This is a genomic window from Pantoea sp. S18, assembly GCF_045689705.1.
Taxonomy (GTDB): Bacteria; Pseudomonadota; Gammaproteobacteria; order Enterobacterales; family Enterobacteriaceae; genus Pantoea; species Pantoea symbiotica.
The window spans coordinates 941971-965663 of the sequence record NZ_CP142688.1; the positions used below are offsets into that span (position 1 = coordinate 941971).

Genomic DNA, 23693 nt, shown 5'->3' on the forward strand with positions numbered 1-23693 from the left:
CATTTTCTGCTGCGCGTAGTGCGGATCAGTGATTGATGAGATTGGTCGTCACGCCGTTCTGCACCAGCAGCTCGGCGTCGAGGGCGCTGTGCTGCCAGACGTTGTAGACCACGCCGCCGACGGTAACGTTGCCGCTGCTGCTCCAGTTGCCGACGTCGCCTTTGTCGGGCAGCAGGTCGGAGAGGTTGACCTTATCGCCGGCGTTGCCCCTGACCACCATCTGCACGTTGCTGGACAAGTTGAACAGGTCTTTACCGCCCTGTTGCAGCACGTCACCGAGCGACAGGTTGAGCGTGTTGTGGCCGCTGCCGGTAAGATCGATCACCTCCATCGACTGAATTTTGCCGAGGAATGCGGTAAGGTCCAGCGTCTGGCCCGCTCCCGATAACTTCAGCGTATCGGTACCACCATTACCGTTAAGCGTCTGGATTTTACTGAGGTCGCTGACGTTATTCAGTATGAATATATTATCCAGATTATCGCCGACAGAAATTAGATCGTCTTTAACTATGGTCTGAACGGTTTCCGTTGGCAGGATTTTGTCGGTATTGATATGTAAGTTCAGATTATCTATACCAATCCAGTCGCCACGCGCTATGACTTTCATACCGGTGAATTCCTTACCGGCAGGAAGCGTAATAGTCACATATGTGTTCGTTTGAACATAGGGCTGCGTGTAGGTGTGGACGATATCCGCTCCGTCATAAAACTCAAAGGTCGTGCTTGGATCATTTACCCACATTAGCTCAAAGGTTATTTTGTTGCTTTTTAATCCATTATTAACATCCAGTCTCACACTGCCGCCGCTTATGGATAATGCCTTCGTACCTCCTTCATAATGAATGCCATGATATCCATATGAAACAGAAGAAGATTCGAGCCAGGTAGTACTAAACAGGCCATAGTCATAAGGCCTATTCAGGACAGGGTTGCGAAACACAGCTTGATCTTCAAAGTCAAGAATAGATGGCATGCGGGAGAAGTAGTCCGACACGTTGCCGTGCACGTCCATAAAGGCGGCGCGATACTCCACCGACAGGCGAATATTGGCCGGCAGTTTCACCACGGCCTGGCCCGCCTGGATATCGGCGGGGGTCAGGGTGTAAAAGGCGTTCTTGCCGTCGATGTGGACGATAACCTTATCGCCGGCCACCACGTTGCTGTTTATCAGGCTCACCGTCAGGTTGTCGCCTTCGCGGTTAATCAGGTCCGGATGATTCGGCGGCGTGGCATCCATGCGAATCTGATGCACGCTGCCGTCATAGGTGTTGCCCGCGCGGTCAGTGATGCGCGTCTGCACCGTCCAGTCTGCGGCGTGTGCCGCATCATCCTGCCAGCTCCACTTATTGCCATCAATCAGCGCCTCGTGCCAGGTGACGCCGCCGTCGGTGGTGACCTCAACGCGCACGCCGGTCTCCGCTTTGTCAAAGGTGCCCCAGTAAATCCGTCCCTCACGCCCGTCGTTGGTAAACAGGTTCTGCACGTCCAGCCCGCTGTCTTTACCCATGCCGGACAGGTCGGCGGCGTCAGGCAGCGCGAGGTCGAGCACCACGTTCTGCGCCTGCTCGTGGAAGGGCACGCCGGCGGCGTTCACCACGCGCAGCTTGTACTGCCAACTGGCGGCGTGCTCGATATCGTCCTGCGCCTGCCACCTCAGACCGTCCACCGTGGCTGCGACCCACTTCGCGCCGTCCCACATCTCCAGCGTTTCGCCCGCGCTGAGGGCGCGGCTGAGCGTACCTTCGACCTGGCGCCCGGCAGAGCCGTCGTTGGTGATGAAGTCGCTGGCGCTGATGCCGGAATCCTTTTCCATGCGCGTAAAGGTGAGGCTTACCGGCGGCGGCGGCAGCAGCACAACGTGCTGGCTGACGGGCGTGCCGATGCTGCCGGCGACGTCGCTGATGCGCACCTGGTAGGCCCAGTCGCTGCCGTGGGCCGCGGGGTCGGTAAAGGACCAGGTGGAGCCGTCGAGGGCGGCAGTCTGCCAGGTGATGCCGCCGTCGAGGGAGTACTCCACGACGTCGCCGGGGTTCAACGTCCGATCAAGGCTGCCGGAGACGGTGCGGCCGGCACTGCCGTCGGTGGTGCGCCAGTCGCCGGCGACGCCGTCGTCCTTCTCCATGTGGTCAAAGGTGATGCGCACGGCGGGCGGCGGGCTCAGCACCACGTCCTGGTGCTGGTCCTCCAGCGTGCTGCCGCTCGCGTCGACCACGCGCACCTTGTAGGTCCAGCTGGCGGCGTGCGCGGAGTCGTCCTGCGCCTGCCAGGTCAGGCCGCTGGCTGTGGCGGGCACCCACTTTGTGCCGTTCCAGAACTCCAGCGTCTCGCCGGTGTTGAGCTCGCGGCTGAGGGTGCCCTTAACGCGACGTCCGGCGGAGCCGTCTTTGGTGATGAAGTCGCTGTCGCTGGCGCCGGTGTCTTTCTCCATCTGGTCAAAGCGCAGGGTGATGGCGAGCGGCAGCAGCATGGCGTGCTGGACGACCGGTTCGGTAACGTTGCCGGCGATATCCGTGATGCGTACCTGATACTGCCAGTCTTCGTCGTGCGCGGCGGGGTCGGTGAAGCTCCAGCTGAGGCCGCTGAGGCTGAGCTTCTGCCAGGTTACGCCGTCGTCGGTTGAGTACTCAATGACGTCACCCGGGAGGAGGGGCTTGCTGAGATAGCCGGTGACGATACGCCCGGCGGAGCCGTCGGTGGTCTCCCAGTCGCCGGCGACGCCGTCGTCCTTACTCATGCGATTAAAGGTGACGAGCACGTCGGACGGGGTGACGTCGAGCACCACCTGCTGGCTCTGCTCACGGGTCGTGTTGCCGGCGGCGTCGACGACACGCAGCTTATATTCCCAGCCGCCGGCGTGTGCGGTGTTGTCCTGCACCTGCCAGACCTGTCCGGTTACGGTGGCGGGCATCCACTTTGTGCCGTCCCAGAACTCCAGTGTTTCGCCCGGCACCAGCGCCCGGCTTATCGTGCCTTCGACCAGGCGTCCGGCGGAGCCGTCCTTCGTGATGAAGTCGTCATCCTGGCTGCCGGTGTCCTTCTGCATGCGCTGGAAGGTCAGGTCGGGCGGCCCCGGCAGCAGCGTGACGTCCTGCGTCGCGGGGGAGGAGACGTTGCCGGCGACGTCGGTAAAGCGTATCTGGTACTGCCAGTCGGCCAGGTGGCCGTCCGGGTCGGTAAAGGACCAGTCGGTGCCATTCAGGGGCAGCCTGTGCCAGGTTTTGCCACCGTCGTATGAGTACTCGGCGACGTCGCCGGCGTCGGGCGCCCGGTCAAGCGAGCCGCTGACGATGCGCCCGGCGGAGCCGTCGGTGGTGCGCCAGTCGCCGGGCAGGGCATCGTCCTTGCTCATGTGGTCAAAGATAACCTGCACCGGCGGCGGCGTGATGTCGTAGACCACCTGGTGGCTCTGCTCCGGCGTGATGTTGCCGGCGGCGTCGACCACGCGCAGCTTATACTCCCAGTCAGCGCTGTGGGCGGTGCCGTCCTGCGCCTTCCATTTCATGCCGGTAACGGTGGCGTTCACCCATTTGCTGCCGTCCCAGAACTGTAGCGTTTCGGAGAAGGCGAGGGCGCGGCTCAGTGTCCCTTCCACCTGGCGGCCTGCGCTGCCGTCTTTAGTGATGAAGTCAGTGGTGCTGGTGCCGCTGTCCTTCTGCATGAGGTCAAAGGTGAAGTTCACCGGCAGCGGGCCGGCGGCGGCCCACTTCACGTTGTCGATATGGAAGCCGTAGTCGCCGACGGAGGGCTCGTCGCCGGTGACCAGCTCGGCGCGGGCAATCTGGGTGCCGGACGGGGCGGTGAAGATCAGGGTTTTGATGACGAACTGTTTGGCGGTGACGGAGCCGGTGTAGAGCAGCTTCTCGGAGCCAATCAGGTTGCCGGCGGCGTCGTAGAAGTTCATTACGGTGGTGTGGTTGTGCAGGGCAAAGTAGTCGAAGCTGAACTCGGACATGCCCTGCGCGCCGAGGGTGAAGGCGATGGTGCTTTTTTCACCGACCAGCAGGGTTTTGGAGTTGTAGCCGAACCAATTGTACTCGGATACTTCGAGGCGGCTGTTATGGTTCTGGATAATCAGGCCGGCCTGGGTTTCGAGCTGCTTACCGGTGCTGATCTTCTGCAGGCGCTCGGCGTCAAAGCTCTCTTCGGGGGTTGCGGCGGTGGTTGCTGTATAGGCGCTGACGTGCGCGTCGAAGACGGTCAGTGTGTGCGTATCAGAAAGCGGCTGCGGCAGTTCGTCCTGCTCCGTGCCGTAAGGGTTATGGCGGTTTTTCCTGGAATCCATTTGTCTGAACCATTATTGATGAGGTAATGGCCGGTATCCTAAAGAGGCAGGAAAATAGCGCCGTGCAGATATGTCTGATATGCAATGAAAATATTATTACTACCAGAGCTTAAGAAATGGAAAAGTGAAGAGGCAGCGAACTCCTTCGCTGCCTGAGGATATTACGCCGCTTCACTTGCGCGGGACGGTTTACCTGCTTTGGGTTGAACGGGCACTGCCAGCGCTTCCGGCGCAAAATCATCGACGTTAATCGCTTTCAGGCGGCTGGTTTCAGCACGGATCAGCACCTGCGCTTCGCTCTCATCAATCCAGCCCTCTTTCAGACCACGCTGCGCCAGCGCATCCAATCGGGTAAACGACAGGTGTTTTTTCTGCTGCTGGCACAGACGATCGTGAATCACTTCGGCGGCCATCACATCCTGCAGCGCCTGCTCCAGCTGACCCGCAGGATTGTGTGCGCTTGGTGCCAGATACTGGCCGCGGCCCAAACGGGTACGCGTCGCGGAAGGCAGTTGCAGCAGTTTCGCCAGTTTGTGATCCAGTTTATCGGACGGTGCCGGGCAGTGATGACCACCGGCGAAAATCACCAATCGCAGCGCACCGGCCACCATGCGGTTCGGGAAGTTACGCAGCAAATCATCCATCGCCACTTCGGCCTGATGCAGCGCATCCTGCACGCCCCAATGTACCAGCGGCAAATCAGCTTCGTTGCGGCCTTCGTCCTCATAGCGTTTCAAGGTGGCCGACGCCAGATACATCTGACTCAACACATCGCCGAGACGCGCCGAGATGCGTTCACGACGTTTCAGGCTGCCGCCCAGCACCGCCATCGACACATCTGACAGCAGCGCGAGGTTGGCACTCAAACGGTTGATATGCTGATAGTAGCGGCGCGTGGCGTCGCGGGTTGGCGTGGCGCTGGTGCGACCGCCGGTTAAGCCCAGCCACAGGCTGCGCACTTTATTGCTGCCAACGTGGCCGATATGGCTGAATAGCGCGCGATCAAAAGTCACTAAATCATTTTTCGCTGCGGCATTCATCTCTTCCAGCACCCAAGGATGGCAACGGATGGCGCCCTGGCCGAAGATGATCATGCTACGCGTCAGGATGTTAGCGCCTTCTACGGTGATGGCGATCGGTGCGCCCTGATAAGCACGCGCCAGGAAGTTGTTTTCGCCCAGCATAATGCCTTTACCGCCAGCGATATCCATCGCGTCGATAATGGCGCGCTGACCGCGATGGGTGCAGTGATACTTCACAATCGCCGACAGCACCGCCGGTTTTTCACCGAGCATAATGCCGCTGGTGATCAGCGTCGCGGCAGCGTCCATCACGTAAGCGTTACCGGCAATGCGCGCCAGCGGCTCTTCGATCCCTTCCATTTTACCGATAGAGACTTTGAACTGACGACGAATGTGCGCATACGCACCGGTTGCCAGCGCAATGCTTTTCACGCTGCCGGTTGAGTTTGAAGGCAGCGTAATACCACGACCAACGGACAAACATTCCACCAGCATGCGCCAGCCTTGACCGGCCATTGACGGGCCGCCGATGATGAAATCGATCGGAACGAAGATGTCTTTACCGCGCGTTGGACCATTCTGGAACGGCACGTTGAGCGGGAAGTGACGCTGGCCGATCTCTACGCCAGGCGTGTGCGTTGGGATCAGTGCGCAAGTGATGCCGAGCTCTTCGGTATCGCCCAGCAGATGATCCGGATCGGACAGTTTGAACGCCAGACCCAACACGGTGGCGATCGGTGCCAGCGTGATATAACGCTTGTTCCAGGTGAGGCGCATGCCCAGCACTTGCTGGCCTTGCCATTCACCCATGCACACCACGCCAGTATCGGGAATTGCACCCGCATCCGAACCCGCTTCCGGGCTGGTCAAGGCAAAACAAGGGATCTCATCACCGCGCGCCAGACGCGGCAGATAATGATCTTTCTGCTCATCGGTACCGTAATGTTGCAGCAGTTCGCCTGGGCCGAGTGAGTTGGGTACGCCGACGGTGATCGCCAGAATGCCAGATACGCCCGCCAGTTTCTGCAGCACACGCGCTTGCGCGTAAGCGGAGAACTCGAGGCCGCCATACTCTTTCTTGATGATCATGGCGAAGAAGCGATGCTGTTTCAGATACGCCCACAACTCCGGCGGCAAATCGGCCATTTCATGGGTGATTTCGAAGTCGTTCGCCATGCGGCACGCTTCTTCCACCGGGCCATCAATAAAGGCTTGCTCCTCTTCGGTCAGGCGCGGCTGCGGGTAGTTATGCAGCTTCTGCCAGTCCGGTTTGCCGCGAAACAGATCGCCTTCCCACCAAGTGGTGCCGGCGTCGATCGCCTCTTTTTCGGTACGTGACATCGGCGGCATCACTTTCTGGAAGCTGTGCAGCGCCGGTTTCGAGAACATGCTGCGGCGCATCACTGGCAGGTTGAACGGCAGCAGAATGATTGCCAGCGGCAGCAGCATCCACGGTGTCCACACGTCAGCGGCCGCCAGCGCGCCAGTCCACAGCAGCAGAATCACGCTGCTCAGCTGAAGAGAAATTTGGTGGTAGAACAACACGCTAAGCAGGATTAGCGTCGCAACGATTGAGGCAACCAACATAATGAACCACTCCATAAGTAGTAAGAGGTCTGACCTGTTATGGGTGTAGGTTTAGAATATGGGGCAAAATTTATCAATCTGTTTACATCGCAATTACAACACATCTCACAAATTCGTTTCACGATGCGCAACAACTGCCAAACTTCCTCAAAGCGCCGCGCTTTTACTGAATGCAGGCGCTTTGCGGCGTAGCCCCATTCCGTTAAACTTGCCGGGTCAATCTTTCCTCTAAAGGACATCCCTATGTATCAGGACATTATTCGCTCAGAACTCAATGAAGCAGCCGATACGCTTAACAACTTCCTGAGTGACGAAGCCAACATTCACGCGATTCAGCGCGCCGCAGTGCTGCTGGCCGACAGCTTCAAAGCGGGCGGCAAGGTGCTCTCCTGCGGTAACGGCGGCTCGCACTGCGATGCCATGCATTTTGCTGAAGAGCTGACTGGGCGCTATCGTGAAAACCGTCCTGGCTACCCTGCGATTGCCATTTCTGATGTCAGCCATCTCTCTTGCGTCAGCAACGATTTTGGCTACGACTATGTGTTCTCGCGCTATATCGAAGCGGTAGGTCGCGAAGGCGATGTGCTGCTGGGCCTCTCAACCTCCGGTAACTCTGCCAACATCATCAAAGCGGTGGAAGCTGCGCGCGCAAAAGGCATGAAAGTGATTACTTTGACCGGTAAAGATGGCGGCAAGATGGCAGGTTCAGCGGATATTGAAATTCGCGTGCCGCACTTTGGCTATGCCGACCGCATTCAGGAGATCCATATCAAAGTGATCCACATCCTGATGCTGTTGATTGAAAAAGAGATGGTTAAGTAATGATGCGTTCCTCTCGCCGTGCGCGAGAGGATCTAACTTAAGGCGGTTGCTATGTGCGAATTGCTCGGGATGAGCGCCAATGTCCCCACGGACATCTGTTTCAGTTTTACCGGTCTGGTGCAGCGTGGCGGTGGAACCGGGCCGCACAAAGATGGTTGGGGCATCACTTTCTACGAAGGAAAAGGGTGCCGCACCTTCAAAGATCCGCAGCCGAGCTTTAACTCGCCGATTGCCCGTTTGGTGCAGGAATACCCGATTAAATCGCATTCCGTGGTGGCGCATATCCGCCAGGCGAATCGCGGGGAAGTGTCGCTGGAAAATACCCATCCGTTCACGCGTGAGTTGTGGGGCCGCAACTGGACCTATGCACACAATGGTCAGCTGAAAGGTTATCGCCAGCTGGATACCGGGCCGTTCCGTCCGATTGGCGAAACCGACAGCGAGAAAGCGTTCTGCTGGATGCTGCACAAACTGACCGAGCGTTACCCGCGCACGCCAGGTAACTGGCCGGCGGTGTTCCGCTACATTGCCGAGCTGGCAGCAGAAATGCGTGAGAAGGGCGTCTTCAACATGCTGTTATCGGATGGGCGCTACCTGATGGCGTTCTGTTCGACCAATCTCTACTGGATTACGCGCCGCGCGCCGTTTGGCAAAGCCACGCTGCTCGATCAGGATGTGGAGATTGATTTTCAGCAGCAGACTACGCCGCAGGATGTGGTGACGGTGATTGCCACGCAACCGCTGACAGGCAATGAAACCTGGCACCGGATAGTGCCAGGCAAGTGGGCATTATTTTGCCTGGGTGAGCGCCAGGAATGATTTCGAGGCAGCATCCGGTGTAGAGATCACCGGCGTGCTGTTCACCGCATATTGGCCGGTGGCCGTCACATTCACCGTTGGCGGCACACGGTACTTGGCAAAGTACGCATAGCCCGGCTGCAGTTCACGCCAGAAGTTAATGTACGTCGAGTATTTATGACGTTGCATATTGCTGTCGGTCATGCGGAACGGATAGATGTTGACCTGAATTTCCTGCTGACCATTGCGCAGCGCGGCATTGGTATAGGTGAAGATTTCATCCATAGACGCATTGGTCATCGCGTAGCAACCAATCGATACGCAATCACCGTGAATCATTAAATAGTTACCGTCATAACCTTTAGCGCGATCGTATTGATTCGGGAAACCGGTGTTAATAGCGCGATAGAAACGGCTATCCGGTTTCAACTGATTCAGCTTGACGTTATAAAAGCCTTCCGGACTTTTGAAATCGCCCTGACGACGTTTAGGTCCTAAACCGCCAGAGAAATTACAGATGCGATAGCTGTCCAGCAGACGATATTCATTACCGATTTTGCCGTACAGTTCCAGCGTACGCTCTTCCTTGAAAATCTGAATAAAAACGGGGGTGCCAATTAGTTGTTTCTTTAACTCTTTGCTCACCGGAGCCAGCGGTTGCGTAGGCTCGGGGTTAATTGCCCAGCTAAGGACTGGCATAAGAATCATCGCAAGCGTTAATGCGATTCTGCCCATTCTGTAGATACCTTGAATTGAAGAGAGACGATGACGCTGAGCGTCCGGGTATTGCATTATCGGAAATATCCGCTATCGCAGCGCAACATTAACATTGTCTGGCTTTTAATCAAGCCAGTGTCCGAGAAAATGGCGCGTTCCTAAAAGGAATACGACCACTAATTTGTAAACTTTAATCTCTCTCTCAACAATTATTGCCGATATTTTTCGCTGCTGTATACTTATCCAGTACTCAGGAGGGCGTATGCGCAAAATTATTCATGTCGATATGGACTGCTTTTACGCCGCGGTTGAGATGCGCGACGATCCCTCTTTACGTGATATTCCGATCGCCATTGGCGGCAGTCGCGTGCAGCGTGGCGTGATCAGCACCGCCAACTATCCAGCACGCAAATATGGCGTGCGCAGCGCGATGCCTACCGGCATGGCGCTCAAACTTTGCCCGCATCTGCGGCTGCTGCCTGGCCGCTTTGATGCCTATAAAGAAGCCTCCCGCCAAATCCGCGACATCTTCTCGCGTTACACCTCGCTGATTGAACCGCTATCGCTGGATGAAGCCTATCTGGATGTCACCGACAGCCTGCATTGCCACGGTTCGGCCACGCTGATGGCGCAGGCAATTCGCGCCGATATCCTGCGTGAAACCGGGTTAACCGCTTCTGCCGGGATCGCACCGATCAAGTTCCTCGCCAAGATCGCTTCCGATCTCAACAAACCCAACGGGCAATATGTGATTACGCCTGACGCGATGTCCGATTTTTTACTCACGCTGCCGCTGAGCAAAATTCCTGGCGTCGGTAAAGTGGCGACCAAAAAGCTGGAAGAGATGGGATTGCGTACCTGCGCTGATGTGCAGCGTGCCGATCTGGCTTTGCTGCTCAAACGCTTTGGCAAGTTTGGCCGTATTTTATGGGAACGCAGCAACGGTGTTGATGAGCGCAATGTGGTGGTTGAGCGCGAACGTAAATCGCTTGGCGTTGAACGCACGCTAATGGAAGACATTCACAGCTGGGAGCAGTGTCTGGAGATTATTGATTTTCTCTATGCCGAGCTGGATCGCCGCTTAACCGCCATCAAGCCGGATAAGCAGATCGCCCGACAAGGCGTGAAACTCAAGTTCAATGATTTCCAGCAAACCACGCAGGAGCATGTCTGGTCGGTGCTGAATAAAGAAGACATGATCGCGGTGGCGCGTCAGGCGTGGGATGAACGCAGAGCAGGGCGCGGCGTACGGCTGGTGGGATTGCATGTCACGATGGTGGATCCGCAACTGGAGCGACAGTTGGTGCTGGGGTTGTAGGCATAAAAAACCCGACCGAAGCCGGGTTTGTCGCGAAATTCAAAACTTACGCTTTTTCTGGCACCACGCTGAGCAGCGCGGTCAGCAGCTTCCAGTACAGACCCACGCTTTCAATGTGAACCTGCTCATCCGGCGAATGCGGGCCGGTAATGGTTGGGCCAATCGAAACCATATCCATGTTCGGATACGGCTTCTTGAACAGACCACATTCCAGACCGGCGTGAATCACCTGAATGTTCGGCGTTTTGCCAAACAGCGCTTCGTAGGTTTTACGCGTCAGCGCCATCACCGGTGAATCGGCATCAGGCTGCCAGCCCGGATAGCCGCCTTTTGGTGCGCTTTTCGCTCCGGCCAGATCGGCCAGCGAGGTCAGCACTTCAACCACCCAATCTTTGCCGGTATCGATCAGTGAACGAATCAGGCAGATGATTTCGGCATTGCTCTGATCCATGGTCACCACGCCGACGTTAAGCGAGGTTTCCACCACGCCTTTCGCCACATCGGAGTTACGGATCACGCCGTTTGGTGTGGCGTTGAGCAGGTTGAGGAAACGATCGCGGCTGTCAGCGTTCAGCGCCTGGCCTTGATGCGCCAGCGACTCAGCGACGACGGCGATGTTCTTCTCTTTCACGCCCAGCTCGTTCAGCAGCGTCGCCTGGAAATGGGCCGCAGCCGATTTCAGTTCGTCAACTTTATGGCTGTCGATCGCCAGCGTAGCAAAAGCTTCACGTGGGATGGCGTTACGCAGTGTACCGCCGGTGAATTCGATCAGACGCACATCGAGTTCACGCGCGTGCAGCGCGAGGAAGCGTGCCAGCAGTTTGTTGGCGTTGCCGAGACCATGATGAATGTCGGCACCGGAGTGACCGCCTTTCAGGCCTTTCAGCGTAAGCTTCAGGGTCTCATAGCCCGCAGGAATCGCTTCACGCGTCAGCGGCAAGGTGGTGATGAAGTCGATACCACCGGCGCAACCCATGTAAATCTCACCTTCCTCTTCCGAGTCGGTGTTGATCAGAATATCGGCCTGCAGCCAGTTTGGCTGTAAACCAAAGGCGCCATCCATACCCGATTCTTCGGTCATGGTCAGCAGCACTTCAATCGGGCCGTGGATCAGGCTGCTGTCAGCCAGCACCGCCAGCGCAGACGCCATACCAATGCCGTTATCCGCGCCCAGCGTGGTGCCGCGTGCTTTCACCCATTCGCCATCAACATACGGCTGAATCGGATCTTTGGTGAAGTCGTGCACCGTGTCATTGTTCTTCTGCGGCACCATATCGAGGTGCGCCTGCAGCGCCACCGGCGTGCGTTTTTCCATACCAGCGGTAGCGGGTTTACGAATCAGGATGTTGCCAACCTGATCGCGCTCAACCCAAAAACCTTGCTCTTTTGCCCAGCCGACAACGTATTCGGCCAGTGCTTCTTCGTGGTAAGAAGGGTGCGGAATGGAACAGATTTTGGCAAAAATATCCCACAGCGGTTGGGGTGAAAGTTGCGACAATTCAGACACCATGCATCTCCTGTGTCAGCGTGGCGGACAGACCGCACGCACGCGGGTTTCCAGTAAAAATCGTCGTCAGAACATCTGACGTGATGGGCCTGAGAATATCACTGTTTCTCGCCGGGTGCGTAATCAGCCGCGCTAAAAACCTGCAACCAGTAAGACAGATGCTGGTTTTTAAGGCGTCAGATCCTTATAATCTCGCGCAACCTTTTCCCCCTTGCATATTTTTTAAGCCAAGTTTCTTGGCCGGGATTCCTTTATATGAGCGAAAAATACGTCGTAACCTGGGACATGTTGCAAATCCATGCCCGTAAACTGGCCCAGCGCCTGCTTCCTGTGGAACAGTGGAAAGGTATCATCGCGGTAAGCCGTGGTGGTCTGGTTCCGGCATCGCTGCTGGCGCGTGAACTCGGAATTCGCTACGTCGATACCGTGTGCATCTCCAGCTACGATCACGATCATCAGCGCGAAATGAAAGTGCTGAAGCGTGCCGAAGGCGACGGTGAAGGCTTCATCGTCATTGACGACCTGGTGGATACCGGCGGCACCGCGCAAGCGATTCGCGATATGTATCCAAAAGCGCGTTTCTGCACCATCTTCGCCAAGCCAGCTGGCCGCGCGCTGGTGGACGACTACATTGTCGATATCCCGCAGAACACCTGGATCGAGCAGCCTTGGGACATGGGCGTGGTCTACATCCCGCCAATCGTCAAAAGCGCCTGATTGATGCATCGCAAACAACGCCCGGTTATGCCGGGCGTTGTGCTTTCTGCGCCTCGCGCGCATATCACGGGTGCAGTACACTCTTAGCCATCGCCACGTTGTTGGCAGGAGAATAGCTGAGATGTCTGATAAAAACCTGAGCGAAGAACTGTTCAAACCGCGTTTTAAACACCCGGAAACCTCCTCACTAGTGCACCGTCAGCATCACGCCGCCGTGCAGGTGCATAACGCCCTCGAAGGCGATACGCAGCGCGGCTGGTATCGCATGCTGAACAAGTTGCTGTGGACGTGGCGCGGTTTGTCGCCGCAGGAGATCAGCGAAGTGCTGGCGCGTATCGCGGTGAGCGAGTTCGAACGCACCAATGAAGCCCTGCTCGATACCGTGATTGGTTATCGCGGTGGCAACTGGAATTACGAGTGGTCGAAGCAGGCGGCCATCTGGCAGCAGCGCGCGTTAGAAAGCGAGAACCATGACGACGCAGGCCAGCATTGGCTGCATGCCGCCAATCTGTTCAGCCTTGCGGCCTATCCTTATATTAAAGGCGATGAGCTGGCGGACCAGGCGCAGGTGCTGGCCAATCGCGCCTACGAAGAAGCCACGCAGCGTCTGCCGGGCGAACTGAAATCACTGACCTTCCCAATGAGCGGCGGCAGTCCGGTAACGGGCTTCCTGCACATGCCTGCGCAGGCCGAAGCGCCGTATCCCACGGTGCTGCTGTGCGGCGGCCTTGATTCGCTGCAAAGCGATCACTATCGCCTGTTCCACGACTATCTCGCGCCGCGCGGCATCGCCATGCTGACGCTGGATATGCCGTCAGTAGGATTCAGCAGCAAATGGATGCTCAATCAGGACACCAGCCAGGTGCATCAGCAGGTGCTGCGTGAACTGAGCAATGTGCCGTGGATCGATCACACCCGCGTGGCGCTGCTGGGCTACCGTTTCGGTGCCAACGTGGCGACGCGTCTGGCCTATCTGGAAGTGCCGCGAGTACGCGCGGTGGCGACGCTGGGTGCGATGGTGCACAGCGTGTTTGTCGATGCACAACAGCAGCAGCAGTTGCCGGATATGTACATGGATATGCTGGCGAGCCGCCTGGGTATGTCGTCAACTTCGGACAGCAATCTGCGCATTGAGCTCAATCGCTACTCCCTGAAGGTGCAAGGCTTGCTCGGCCGCCGCACGCCAACGCCGATGCTGGCGGCTTATTGGCCGGATGATATTTTCGGTCCGGAAGCGGACGCGCAGTTGATCGCCAACTCATCCTCGCAGGGCAAGACGCTGGCGATCCCTGCCAAACCGGTTTTTGCCAGTTTTGACAAAGCGCTGAATCAAATTTGTGACTGGCTGGAAAAACAGTTGAAAAGCTAGCTGGCGAAATCCCTGAACTCTGCTACTACTTATATCCGGGATTTTCCATTTTTAGGTTTAATGGAAAGCTGGAAGTGCAATTTAAAGGGTTAAGGGAAAATAGATGACATTACCGAGTGGTCACCCCCGTAGTCGCCTGCTTAAGCGCTTCACCGAATTGGGGCCGTATATCCGTGAAGGCAAATGTGAAGAGACACGCTTCTTCTTCGATTGCCTGGCAGCGTGTGTCAACGTCAAGCCTGCACCAGAGCTACGTGAGTTTTGGGGCTGGTGGATGACGCTGGAAGCCTATGAAGATCACTTCACTTACGAATATCATTTTGGCCTGTTTGATAAAGCGGGTGATTGGGGCGCAGCAACCATCAAAGGCAAAGAGAACAATGCCAAAGTGGAAAGCACACTGCGTAATTTCCATGAGCGCTTGAAAGCGATGCTGCTGGAACAGAAACTCGATCTGCGACCGGCGGAAGGCTTTAAAGAAGAGCCGGTGAAACTGAGCGCCTGATAGGTATTTAAGGGTTTAAACAGGAAAGAGCCGGTGATGAGCCGGCTCTTTTTTTATAGACACAGCGAGGGTACAGCAATACTCGAATCATTCTCGCTGCAGGAAGGCGGCAAGTGTGTGAATCCCCAGGAGCTTACTGAAGTAAGTGACTGGGGTGAACACACGCAGCCAACGCCCCTGCAGCGTGAAGGATGAAGAGTATTTTAGAATTGATAAGTCAGGCCAACCGCCACAACGTCATCGTTGTTCAGGTTCAGCTTGTTGTTGTCATCCAGCTGGTTGATTTTGTAATCCACGAAGGTCGACATGTTTTTGTTGAAGTAGTAAGTCATGCCCACGTCGATATATTTAACCAGATCCTCGTCACCGATCCCTTCGATGTCTTTGCCTTTGGTCTGGATATAGCCGAGGGACGGACGCAGGCCGAAGTCGAACTGATACTGCGCGACCACTTCGAAGTTCTGCGCTTTGTTAGCAAAACCACGCGTGCCGATTGGCGTCATGTTGCGGGTTTCGGTGTAGATAGAAGCCAGGTAGATGCTGTTAGCATCGTACTTGATACCCGCGCCCCATGATTCCGCTTTATCACCGCTACCCAGCGCTTGCAGCTGCTGCTGGTTAGTACGGTCAGAAGAGGTGATGGCAGACATCAGGCTGATGCCGGTGTCAGCGATGGTGTAACCCAGTGATGCACCGTAACCGTCGCCGTTCTGGCGCGAAGTATCGGTGATGCTGCCACGGGCGTTGGCGCTGGTAGAGTCGTTTTTACCCTGATATTGCAGCGCGAAGCGCAGGCCATCAACCAGACCAAAGAAGTTGCTGTTGCGGTAAGTGGCCACGCCAGTTGCACGCGCAGTCATGAAGTTATCGGTACGCGCCGTACCGTCCCCGCCGAACTCTGGGAATACGTCCGTCCAGGCTTCTACGTCGTACAGCACGCCGTAGTTACGACCGTAGTCGAATGAACCGTATTGACCGAATTTCAGACCGGCAAAGCCCAGACGGGTTTTGTTGCCTGCGTTGGCGTCTGAACCTTCTGAGTTGTTTACGTTGTACTGATATTCCCACTGACCGTAACCGGTCATCAGGTCATTAATCTGCGTCTGGCCTTTGAAACCGATACGCACGTAAGATTTGTCGCCGTCGCTTGACGCGTTATCGCTGAAGTAGTGTTCAGCTTTAACACGGCCGTAGAAGTCCAGTTTATTACCATCTTTGTTATAAACTTCTGCGGCGTTTGCGGTGGAAGCCAGTGCCAGCGCTGATACAACTAATGCCAGTGTGCTCTTCTTCATTTTGCTATCAATCCCAATGAGTAAAATTTGTTGTACCCGTGAAAGGTTTTGTAAAACACGGAACTTTTTACCGGTAGGTGATGAAAGTTTTATGACAGTTTTTCGGATTTCTTGTTAATCGCGAACTTTTGGTCTACCGCATTGTCAGGGGATTTTTGTGCTTTTCCCCTTGCTGTTGTTGGCTTCCTTGCTCACTCCTGATAAAACGTCCCTTCGCAGATTTTTTTCTTACATGGCAGGAAAAACATGAGTGGCAGTCAGACCCTTGTGGTCAAGTTGGGTACTAGCGTCCTCACCGGCGGTTCACGTCGGTTGAATCGGGCGCACATGGTGGAGTTGGTTCGTCAGTGTGCGCAGTTGCACGCAGCAGGCCATCGCATTGTTATCGTCACCTCTGGCGCGATCGCTGCCGGACGCGAACACCTTGGTTACCCCGAACTGCCACCTACCATCGCCTCAAAGCAGCTGTTGGCTGCGGTGGGGCAGAGCCGTTTGATCCAGCTTTGGGAACAACTGTTCTCGATTTACGGCATTCACATCGGGCAGATGCTGCTGACGCGCGCCGATATGGAAGACCGTGAACGTTTCCTCTACGCGCGTGACATGCTGCGCGCGCTGCTCGACAACCACATCGTGCCGGTGATTAACGAGAACGATGCGGTGGCGACCGCCGAAATTAAAGTGGGCGATAACGACAATCTGTCGGCGCTGGCGGCAATGCTCGGTGGCGCAGATAAGCTCCTGCTGTTGACCGATCAGCAAGGGCTGTTCACCGCCGATCCGCGTACCAATCCTGAAGCAGAGTTAATCAGCGACGTGCATCAGATCGACGATGCGTTACGTACGCTCGCGGGCGGCAGCGTGTCTGGCCTCGGAACCGGCGGCATGGCGACCAAACTGCAGGCGGCGGACGTTGCTTGTCGCGCGGGGATCGATGTGATCATTGCCGCCGGCAGTCGTCCGGACGTGATCAGCGATGTGCTGCATGGCAAACCTGTCGGCACGCGTTTCCACGCGCAGCAGTCGCCGCTGGAGAACCGTAAGCGCTGGATCTTTGGCGCACCGCCGGCAGGCGAAATCACCATTGATGATGGCGCGCTGGCCGCGATGCTGGAGCGCGGCAGTTCGCTGCTGCCAAAAGGTATCCGTGACGTGCAGGGCAACTTCTCGCGCGGTGAAGTGATCCGTATTCGCAACCTGCAAGGGCGCGATATCGCCCACGGCGTCACGCGTTATAACAGCGATGCCATGCGCATGATCGCCGGTCATCACAGCCAGGAAATCGGCGAGATCCTCGGTTACGAATATGGCCCGGTAGCGGTACACCGCGACGACATGATCGTCAGTTAAGGAGCGGATGATGTTAGAAGAGATGGGTAAAGCGGCGCGTGCTGCGTCGTACAAACTGGCGGAACTCTCCACCGAACAAAAAAATCAGGTGCTGCTGAGCATCGCCGATCGTCTGGAAGCGGAAAGCGCGGACATTCTGGCGGCCAACGAGCAGGATCTGGCGGATGCGCGCCAAAACGGCATGAGCGAAGCGCTGCTCGATCGCCTGACGCTCAACCCGCAGCGTTTGAAAGGCATTGCCGATGACGTGCGTCAGGTATGTCGTCTGGCCGATCCGGTCGGTCAGCTGATTGACGGCGGCCAGCTTGATAGCGGCTTGCGCATCGAGCGTCGTCGCGTGCCGCTGGGCGTGGTTGGTGTGATTTATGAAGCACGTCCTAACGTGACAGTTGATGTGGCATCGCTGTGCCTGAAAACCGGCAACGCGGCGATTCTGCGCGGCGGCAAAGAGACTTATCGCACCAACGCCGCCACGGTGCGCGTGATCCAGAATGCGCTGACGCAGCACGGTTTACCGGCGGGCGCGGTGCAGGCAATTGAAAACCCGGATCGCGAGCTGGTGAATCAGCTGCTGAAGCTCGATCGTTATGTCGATATGCTGATCCCACGCGGTGGTGCGGGTTTGCACAAGCTATGCCGTGAAAACTCTACCATTCCGGTGATCACCGGCGGCATCGGCGTGTGCCATCTCTATCTCGACGAAACCATGGAGACCGAGGCCGCGCTTGAAGTGATCGTTAATGCCAAGAAGCAGCGTCCAAGCGCCTGCAACTCGCTCGAAACCTTGCTGATCCATCGCGATCAGGCGGACAACTTCATTCCGGCTTTCCTGCAACGCATGGCGCAGGAGAAGATTGCGCTGCACGCCGACGAAAATGTGCTGGCGCTGCTGCAAAACGGTGCTGCCGAGGTGGTGGCGGTGAAAGCAGAAAATTATGATGACGAATGGTTGTCCAACGATCTGAACGTCAAGCTGGTGGCGGATATCGATGAAGCCATCGCGCATATCCGTGAACACGGCACGCAGCACTCTGATGGCATTCTGACGCGCAGCATTGGCAACGCCAATCGCTTCGTCAACCAGGTTGACTCATCGGCGGTATACGTTAACGCCAGCACGCGCTTCACCGACGGCGGCCAGTTTGGCCTGGGTGCCGAAGTGGCGGTGAGCACGCAGAAGCTGCACGCGCGCGGTCCAATGGGACTTGAAGCGTTGACCACCTACAAATGGATAGGTTGGGGCGACGATACGCTGCGTCGTTAATGTTCGCCTCTGCATGACAATGGGCACCGAAAACGGTGCCCATTTTTTTTGCTTTCGATCCACTCATTCCAAGAGCTTTTTGATTTATTTCTGTCATCTATGGCGGGCTCGCGGCTTTTCACCCATTTTTTCCTTTAGATGCTGGTCTTATAGCTACAGAACAATCCTGAAAACCCCTGTCAGAACAAGCGATATAGCACTGAACACTGGTTTCGGCCTAACCGAAAGGGATAATGATTGTCCAGCTTCATTGATAAAAGCGGTTGGGTAGTAAACTGCCGGTAATATAAAATGAACTGGTAGCAAAAATGAAAATAACATTCAGTCTTTTACTGAAGGCAGATTATTAACTGATGGTTAAAAAAGAGAGTACGAGACAAGCATTCACTGCCAGGCTGATTGCCGCATGCGAAAGCGCGGGAATTGTCGGACATGGACGAAACAAACAGGTTGCGCTTGCGCTGCAAGAAAGGGGATGCAAGATCTCAACGCCGGGGGTGTGGAAATGGTTTAACGGACAATCGATACCTGATGATAATAATTTACTGGCGCTTAGCCAGTTACTCGACGTGCGCGTTGAGTGGCTGCAGTTTGGCATGGAAAAACCGGCCGCTTTGCTAACGCAGCGCAGTTTGGTGAATCCACAGCACCTGTTTCGCGTTGAAAGTTTGGATATCGGCCAGCACGGCGTGCGCAGCAGTTCTACGCGCGATGAACTGGTGGAGACCATTCAAGCCATTGAATATGGGCTGGAAGAGGCGCGGGTGCTGTTTAACGGCCGCCCGGCTGAGAATATTCGCCTCATCGCGCTCAACAGCGATTCGATGGCCGGCACCTTTGCGCCGCGCGATCAGCTGTTTGTCGATATCAGCGTGCATCGCTTCGACGGCGATGGAATTTATCTGTTCACGCTTGACGATCAGCTCTATCTCAAACGCCTGCAACTTCAGCACAAAAAAGTCGCGGTGATCTCAGATAACAAGCGCTATGAAACCTGGTATCTCACGCTGGAAGAAGCCAGGACGCTGCAAGTGGTGGCGCGGGTGATCATGAGCCAGGCGCGGGATTATCAAATTCTAGGCTGATCACAAAACGCCAGATTGCGACAAAAAAATATTTTGGCTGAAATCATAAATTTAACTGATGGTAAATAAAAAATTAACCATTGGTGTTTGCCAATGCATTAGAACCTGTTAATAATTTGAGCATGGATGGACAACATATCTGCTCACGGATGAGCCCGCTCTTAAACAATTGAGGCGCTGCACAAGCGCGATACATACCATCCAAAGTTAGTGAACTTTGGGATGGGGTGGATACGCACTTTGCAGCGTTGTCAGTTGCCCTCTGTTTTTCACTCTCCTCTACTTCACCCTGGCCGCGAATGCAGCCGGGCGAGTTGACGTCGAGTATTTTCCAGAGGAACAGCGAACGCGTCGGCATCAGCCGCATCGCCATGCCTGCCACCCCATCGCCAAAGACTCATTAACAGGAGGAGTTATGGCGATTATCCAGTACGGGAAGTCAGTATTTACCGGCAATGCACGCACGCGCCGCCATCGGCGACGCCAGTCCCTCAGCCGCCTTAAGCGCAGCATCGATAGCGCACTCGGCATCGAATACGAAAATGTCCCTCTGCGTACCGCTGAACGCATCTGCCAGCGCCAAACGCTGTCGCGCGTTGATTGCGCCGTGTTAGCGCCCGTTCGCGTTCGGCAGGAACAGGCGAGCGTCGATAACTGCTGTTTGCCCCATGTTTATTTGTACGCCGTGCGCTAAACCTGCATCACTTTCCCCAGTTTTAAACGGAACGTTTCATTGTTGCTCACTGTTTAACCATTCTTGAGCGTTTCGCTTATCTGACAACGCGCTCAATGTTTTAAACGATCAGCAAGATTTATGTTTTTTGCCGTTTTGCGCAGCCATTTTCGGACTGTTGCGCCCGTCAAAGAGGAATTTCTATGAGCCAGATTATTGCCATCCTGAATTTTGAAGAGGGTTACCGCGAAGCGCCTTATCTCGACACGCAGGGTTTCCCCACGGTCGCGGGCGGCATTCGCATTGGCCCCAAAGGTGCCTCGCTCAGCAACTACATCTTCCAGGTGCCGCGTCCGGTGGGCGATGTGTGGAAGCAGTGCATTGTTGAAGGCAAGGTGCAGCAAATGCATCAACGTGCGCTGGTGCAGCAGGCGTTGACCAAATGCAATGAAGCGCGCTGCGATGTGCTGATCAGCATGGGCTATCAACTGGGTATCGATGGATTGGCGATGTTTCGCGGCATGCTCACCGCGATTACTCAGGGCGACTTCAACAGCGCGGCAAACGCCATGCTCGATAGCCTGTGGGCGCGTCAAACCTCGGGCCGCGCGCGGCGCCATGCCGAAGTGATGCGCAGCGGCACCTATGACATCTATCGGGGGCTGCTATGAATCTGAAATTGCTGATTTTTATCATTGCGGTGCTGCTGGTGATCATTGTGGTGCTGATCATGCAGCGTTTCACCACGCTGGAGTTCGTCAAACATGCGCGGCTGTTATTCAAAACCTGGTCGGTGTGGCTGGCGTCGCTTGGTTCGATGCTTAGCGCATGGGTGCAATCGTTTCCCAGCGCTGCGCTTGATGCCTGGAACAGCATGCCGCCCGATGTGAAAGAGATTCTGCCGCATAACTATTTGGGGCTGATTGGTGCCTTTATGGTGGCGATGGGCGTGATTGCTCAGTTCGTCCGCCAGAAAGGCCTTAACCAGCAGAAAATCGCCATGGAGGAAAAAGCATGACACTTCTCACCACATTGCTCGGCGGCAGCTGGCATTGGCTGGCCGCGCTGGCAGGCGTGATTGCCGCGCTGGTCGCCAGCTACTTCGGTGGCAAGAAAATCGGCAAGGTGCAGCAAGCATCCAAATCCGCCGTCGAGCGCGCCGATAAAGCTGCGGCGCAAGCGGAAGCGGTTAACCAGCAGCAGCAACAGCTGCGCGAGGAGGCCAAACGTGTGGAAGCCAGCAACCTTAATCTTGATGACGCTGCTGCTCGCGACAAGTTGCAGCAGTCGAAATATCACCAGCCCTGAATCCCCCATCGTCATCGACTCAGCCTGTACCCTTTTTTCCCCGATTTACACCCACGGCAATGACGCCGAGCGCATGGACGTTCGCACCGTTCGCGCCATCAACAATCACAACGATCTTTGGGATCAGCACTGCGGCCAACCGGCTCACTAACGCTGTTCTCTTGCATTTGCATTACCTACCCGAAAAGCCGAGGAGGCTATAATGATCGAAGTTAACTCTTACGCAGAACTGCGCACCACTGTTCCGGCCAAAAACGGCGATCTGGCATTCTTACGTCGCTACAACGCGGACTCCACCTTCCACGGTGGCGGTGATTTTACCGGTTTTATCGGCACCACAACGGCGGTTGAAGATGGCGGTACGCTGGTGATCGGTAACGGTTTTTACTGGAAACGCGTGATTAACGATCCGTCGGATATCAACGTGTATCACTTCGGTGCCAAAGGCGATGGTTACGCCAACGATACCGATGCCTTTAACCGTATGCTGGCGTGGACGCAAAACTATTCGGGCAATATCACCGCGTTGCCGGTGCGTTTCCCTGGCGGTAAATTCCTGATCAGCCCGATCGACATCAGCGGCACCGAGCGCGCCTTCTTCGGTTTGCAAGGCGATGATGTGGAGCTGGGTTCGCTGCCGCGTACCACCATTATTTCCGACAAAAGTGCCAACACGGTGTTCAAGGTGAAGGCGCGTCGTACCTCCATCCGAGGTATCGCGTGGAACGGTCAGGCATCCGCCGATATCACCACCAACAAAAGCACCATCACCTCCGATATGTGCAGCAACGTGCAGCCGTTCTTCGAAAACACCTGCATCGAAGGCACCACCGTCAATATCTACTGTTTCCGCGCGCAGAATAACGGCGGTACGGTGATTAAAGTGCTGGATACCCTCGACAGTAAATTCGACCAGATTTACACCCTGTATACCTATGCGCGCGTGTTTGATGTGGGCTGGTCAAACTCGCCGAAAGGCGCGTGGGATCACTCCACGGCGATTGAGCTGTGTAACTGTAACTTCCAGACCGGTTACGGCGACGCCACGCTCTACATGCCGCGCGTGACGCAGGGGATTATTCGCAACGTGTGGATCGAACACACGCGTAATCCGGGCGATCTCTCTGACGGCGGCTGGACGGTGGATACGCTGAATATTGAGGATTGCGGCACGCCGTTGAATCTCAACAATGCGCGCGTGGTGATCCGCCAGCTCAACCTGCAATCCGGCGCGAAACTCAGCCTGGATGCCGCCGCCGGACGTTGGTTGTCCACCTTTGAATATGGCTATCGTCGCGACGAAAACTACGGCACCTTCATGACCGGATCGCTGCGCGCGGGCTATTACAGCGGCTACAAAATTACCAACAACACCGATACTGATAACTGGTACCGCGTCGGGCAGCTGTTCTTCCCGAACGCTAACCAGCAGTGGGTGATGGAGTTTATTGGTAAAGCGGATGCGACTCAGCCCACCGGCACCGCCGGTTCGCCGGTCAACGTGGCAGCGACCGGTAAAACCTGGGTCAATCTGCAGCGCCTGGAAACGGTGTGGGCCGATGCCTATCACATGGGGCAACCTGCGGTGCTGGATATTCGCTACAGCCGCGTCGGCACCACCTATGCGGCGGTGTGGGTAAAACTGCGCGCCAACAGTGGCGATACCATGCTGAACCTGAAATGTACCGGTCCAACGCGTTTCGATACCGGTTCCTGCTCGCTGTTCCAGCAGGACTTCTCGGTGGTGACCGATACCACCAAACTGGGTGGTTTCAAACCGGCGGCACGTTTTGGTCTGCATAACGGATTGGCGGGAATTGGGGCGAATGAGAAAGGGGTGCTAACCGTCGCGACGGCAGCAGGCACACCAACCAACGCCACCGCGCCGACGGGCTTTGTGCTGGTCAACATTAACGGTGTCGATCGTAAACTTCCTTATTACGATTGAGGGCTGGCATCTTTTTGGCGAGGCTTCGGCCTCGCTTTTTTTTTGCAAAAATTTTTTGAAAAGTGTGCGGTGATGAATAAGGTCGCCATGAATGGCGACCCTACAAAATCTTGCCTTATATTCGTA

20 protein-coding genes are annotated in these 23693 nt (G+C 56.0%); 14 read left to right on the top strand and 6 right to left on the bottom strand.

The window, feature by feature from the left end; translation table 11 throughout:
• Positions 1–25: 25 nt before the first annotated feature.
• Together VIJ98_RS04145 and fadE are read right to left on the bottom strand one after the other, a co-directional pair.
• A complete protein-coding gene (locus VIJ98_RS04145) occupies positions 26–4282 on the bottom strand; it encodes a hypothetical protein (RefSeq protein ID WP_323272403.1) in 4257 nt (1418 codons plus the stop codon).
• 161 nt (positions 4283–4443) lie between these two features.
• The gene (gene fadE / locus VIJ98_RS04150; protein ID WP_323272405.1) at positions 4444–6891 is read right to left on the bottom strand and encodes an acyl-CoA dehydrogenase FadE; all 2448 of its coding nucleotides are present in this window, start codon (positions 6889–6891) and stop codon (positions 4444–4446) included.
• 243 nt (positions 6892–7134) lie between these two features.
• On the opposite strand from fadE, the gene lpcA reads away from it, so the two are divergent.
• A complete protein-coding gene (lpcA, locus tag VIJ98_RS04155) occupies positions 7135–7713 on the top strand; it encodes a D-sedoheptulose 7-phosphate isomerase (RefSeq protein ID WP_061717531.1) in 579 nt (192 codons plus the stop codon).
• 51 nt (positions 7714–7764) lie between these two features.
• Positions 7765–8532: a class II glutamine amidotransferase gene (locus VIJ98_RS04160; protein ID WP_154153772.1), complete on the top strand. Its 768-nt coding sequence runs from the start codon at positions 7765–7767 to the stop codon at positions 8530–8532.
• On the opposite strand, the gene dpaA is transcribed toward VIJ98_RS04160, so the two are convergent.
• Positions 8503–9246, bottom strand: coding sequence for a peptidoglycan meso-diaminopimelic acid protein amidase (gene dpaA / locus VIJ98_RS04165; RefSeq protein WP_154153769.1), 744 nt, complete (start codon positions 9244–9246; stop codon positions 8503–8505). The genes VIJ98_RS04160 and dpaA overlap by 30 nt on opposite strands.
• 244 nt (positions 9247–9490) lie before the next feature.
• Here dpaA and dinB point away from each other — a divergent pair, with 244 nt between their 5' ends.
• Entirely contained in the window at positions 9491–10546 is a 1056-nt protein-coding gene (gene dinB / locus VIJ98_RS04170; RefSeq protein WP_323272408.1) for a DNA polymerase IV, read from the top strand.
• A 46-nt stretch (positions 10547–10592) separates the two neighbouring features.
• On the opposite strand, the gene pepD is transcribed toward dinB, so the two are convergent.
• Positions 10593–12053 (bottom strand): beta-Ala-His dipeptidase, encoded by a 1461-nt coding sequence (pepD, locus tag VIJ98_RS04175; protein ID WP_323275732.1) that lies wholly within the window; start codon positions 12051–12053, stop codon positions 10593–10595.
• Positions 12054–12308: 255 nt separating this feature from the next.
• On the opposite strand from pepD, the gene gpt reads away from it, so the two are divergent.
• From gpt to crl, 3 genes are all read left to right on the top strand, one after another.
• Positions 12309–12770 carry a xanthine phosphoribosyltransferase gene (gene gpt / locus VIJ98_RS04180; protein WP_323272410.1) on the top strand — a complete coding sequence of 154 codons (462 nt, stop codon included), beginning with the start codon at positions 12309–12311 and terminating at the stop codon, positions 12768–12770.
• 121 nt (positions 12771–12891) lie between these two features.
• On the top strand, positions 12892–14139 hold the full coding sequence (gene frsA / locus VIJ98_RS04185) for an esterase FrsA (RefSeq protein ID WP_154153760.1): 1248 nt from the start codon (positions 12892–12894) through the stop codon (positions 14137–14139).
• A gap of 103 nt (positions 14140–14242) precedes the next feature.
• Positions 14243–14644: a sigma factor-binding protein Crl gene (gene crl / locus VIJ98_RS04190; RefSeq protein WP_008108946.1), complete on the top strand. Its 402-nt coding sequence runs from the start codon at positions 14243–14245 to the stop codon at positions 14642–14644.
• A 203-nt stretch (positions 14645–14847) separates the two neighbouring features.
• On the opposite strand, the gene ompC is transcribed toward crl, so the two are convergent.
• The gene (ompC, locus tag VIJ98_RS04195) at positions 14848–15939 is read right to left on the bottom strand and encodes a porin OmpC (RefSeq protein WP_008108948.1); all 1092 of its coding nucleotides are present in this window, start codon (positions 15937–15939) and stop codon (positions 14848–14850) included.
• 246 nt (positions 15940–16185) lie between these two features.
• Between ompC and proB the strand changes: the two genes are divergently transcribed.
• The 3 genes from proB (at position 16186) to VIJ98_RS04210 (ending at position 19638) form a co-directional block, all read left to right on the top strand.
• A complete protein-coding gene (gene proB / locus VIJ98_RS04200) occupies positions 16186–17289 on the top strand; it encodes a glutamate 5-kinase (RefSeq protein WP_008108950.1) in 1104 nt (367 codons plus the stop codon).
• 10 nt (positions 17290–17299) lie between these two features.
• Positions 17300–18553, top strand: a complete 1254-nt coding sequence (gene proA / locus VIJ98_RS04205) for a glutamate-5-semialdehyde dehydrogenase (protein ID WP_154153754.1) — start codon at positions 17300–17302, stop codon at positions 18551–18553.
• 353 nt (positions 18554–18906) lie between these two features.
• Positions 18907–19638 carry a S24 family peptidase gene (locus tag VIJ98_RS04210; RefSeq protein WP_008108954.1) on the top strand — a complete coding sequence of 244 codons (732 nt, stop codon included), beginning with the start codon at positions 18907–18909 and terminating at the stop codon, positions 19636–19638.
• Positions 19639–19711: 73 nt separating this feature from the next.
• Here VIJ98_RS04210 and VIJ98_RS04215 read toward each other — a convergent pair whose 3' ends face one another.
• Positions 19712–20011, bottom strand: a complete 300-nt coding sequence (locus tag VIJ98_RS04215) for a hypothetical protein (protein WP_154191670.1) — start codon at positions 20009–20011, stop codon at positions 19712–19714.
• A 42-nt stretch (positions 20012–20053) separates the two neighbouring features.
• Between VIJ98_RS04215 and VIJ98_RS04220 the strand changes: the two genes are divergently transcribed.
• From VIJ98_RS04220 to VIJ98_RS04240, 5 genes are all read left to right on the top strand, one after another.
• On the top strand, positions 20054–20332 hold the full coding sequence (locus VIJ98_RS04220; RefSeq protein ID WP_323272413.1) for a hypothetical protein: 279 nt from the start codon (positions 20054–20056) through the stop codon (positions 20330–20332).
• A gap of 182 nt (positions 20333–20514) precedes the next feature.
• The gene (locus VIJ98_RS04225; RefSeq protein WP_323272415.1) at positions 20515–20982 is read left to right on the top strand and encodes a hypothetical protein; all 468 of its coding nucleotides are present in this window, start codon (positions 20515–20517) and stop codon (positions 20980–20982) included.
• Entirely contained in the window at positions 20979–21329 is a 351-nt protein-coding gene (locus VIJ98_RS04230) for a hypothetical protein (RefSeq protein WP_008108960.1), read from the top strand. The genes VIJ98_RS04225 and VIJ98_RS04230 overlap by 4 nt, the downstream gene beginning before the upstream one ends.
• Entirely contained in the window at positions 21326–21619 is a 294-nt protein-coding gene (locus VIJ98_RS04235) for a hypothetical protein (RefSeq protein ID WP_323272417.1), read from the top strand. The genes VIJ98_RS04230 and VIJ98_RS04235 overlap by 4 nt, the downstream gene beginning before the upstream one ends.
• Before the next feature lie 202 nt (positions 21620–21821).
• Positions 21822–23567 (top strand): glycosyl hydrolase family 28-related protein, encoded by a 1746-nt coding sequence (locus VIJ98_RS04240; RefSeq protein ID WP_154153745.1) that lies wholly within the window; start codon positions 21822–21824, stop codon positions 23565–23567.
• Positions 23568–23693 lie beyond the last annotated feature (126 nt).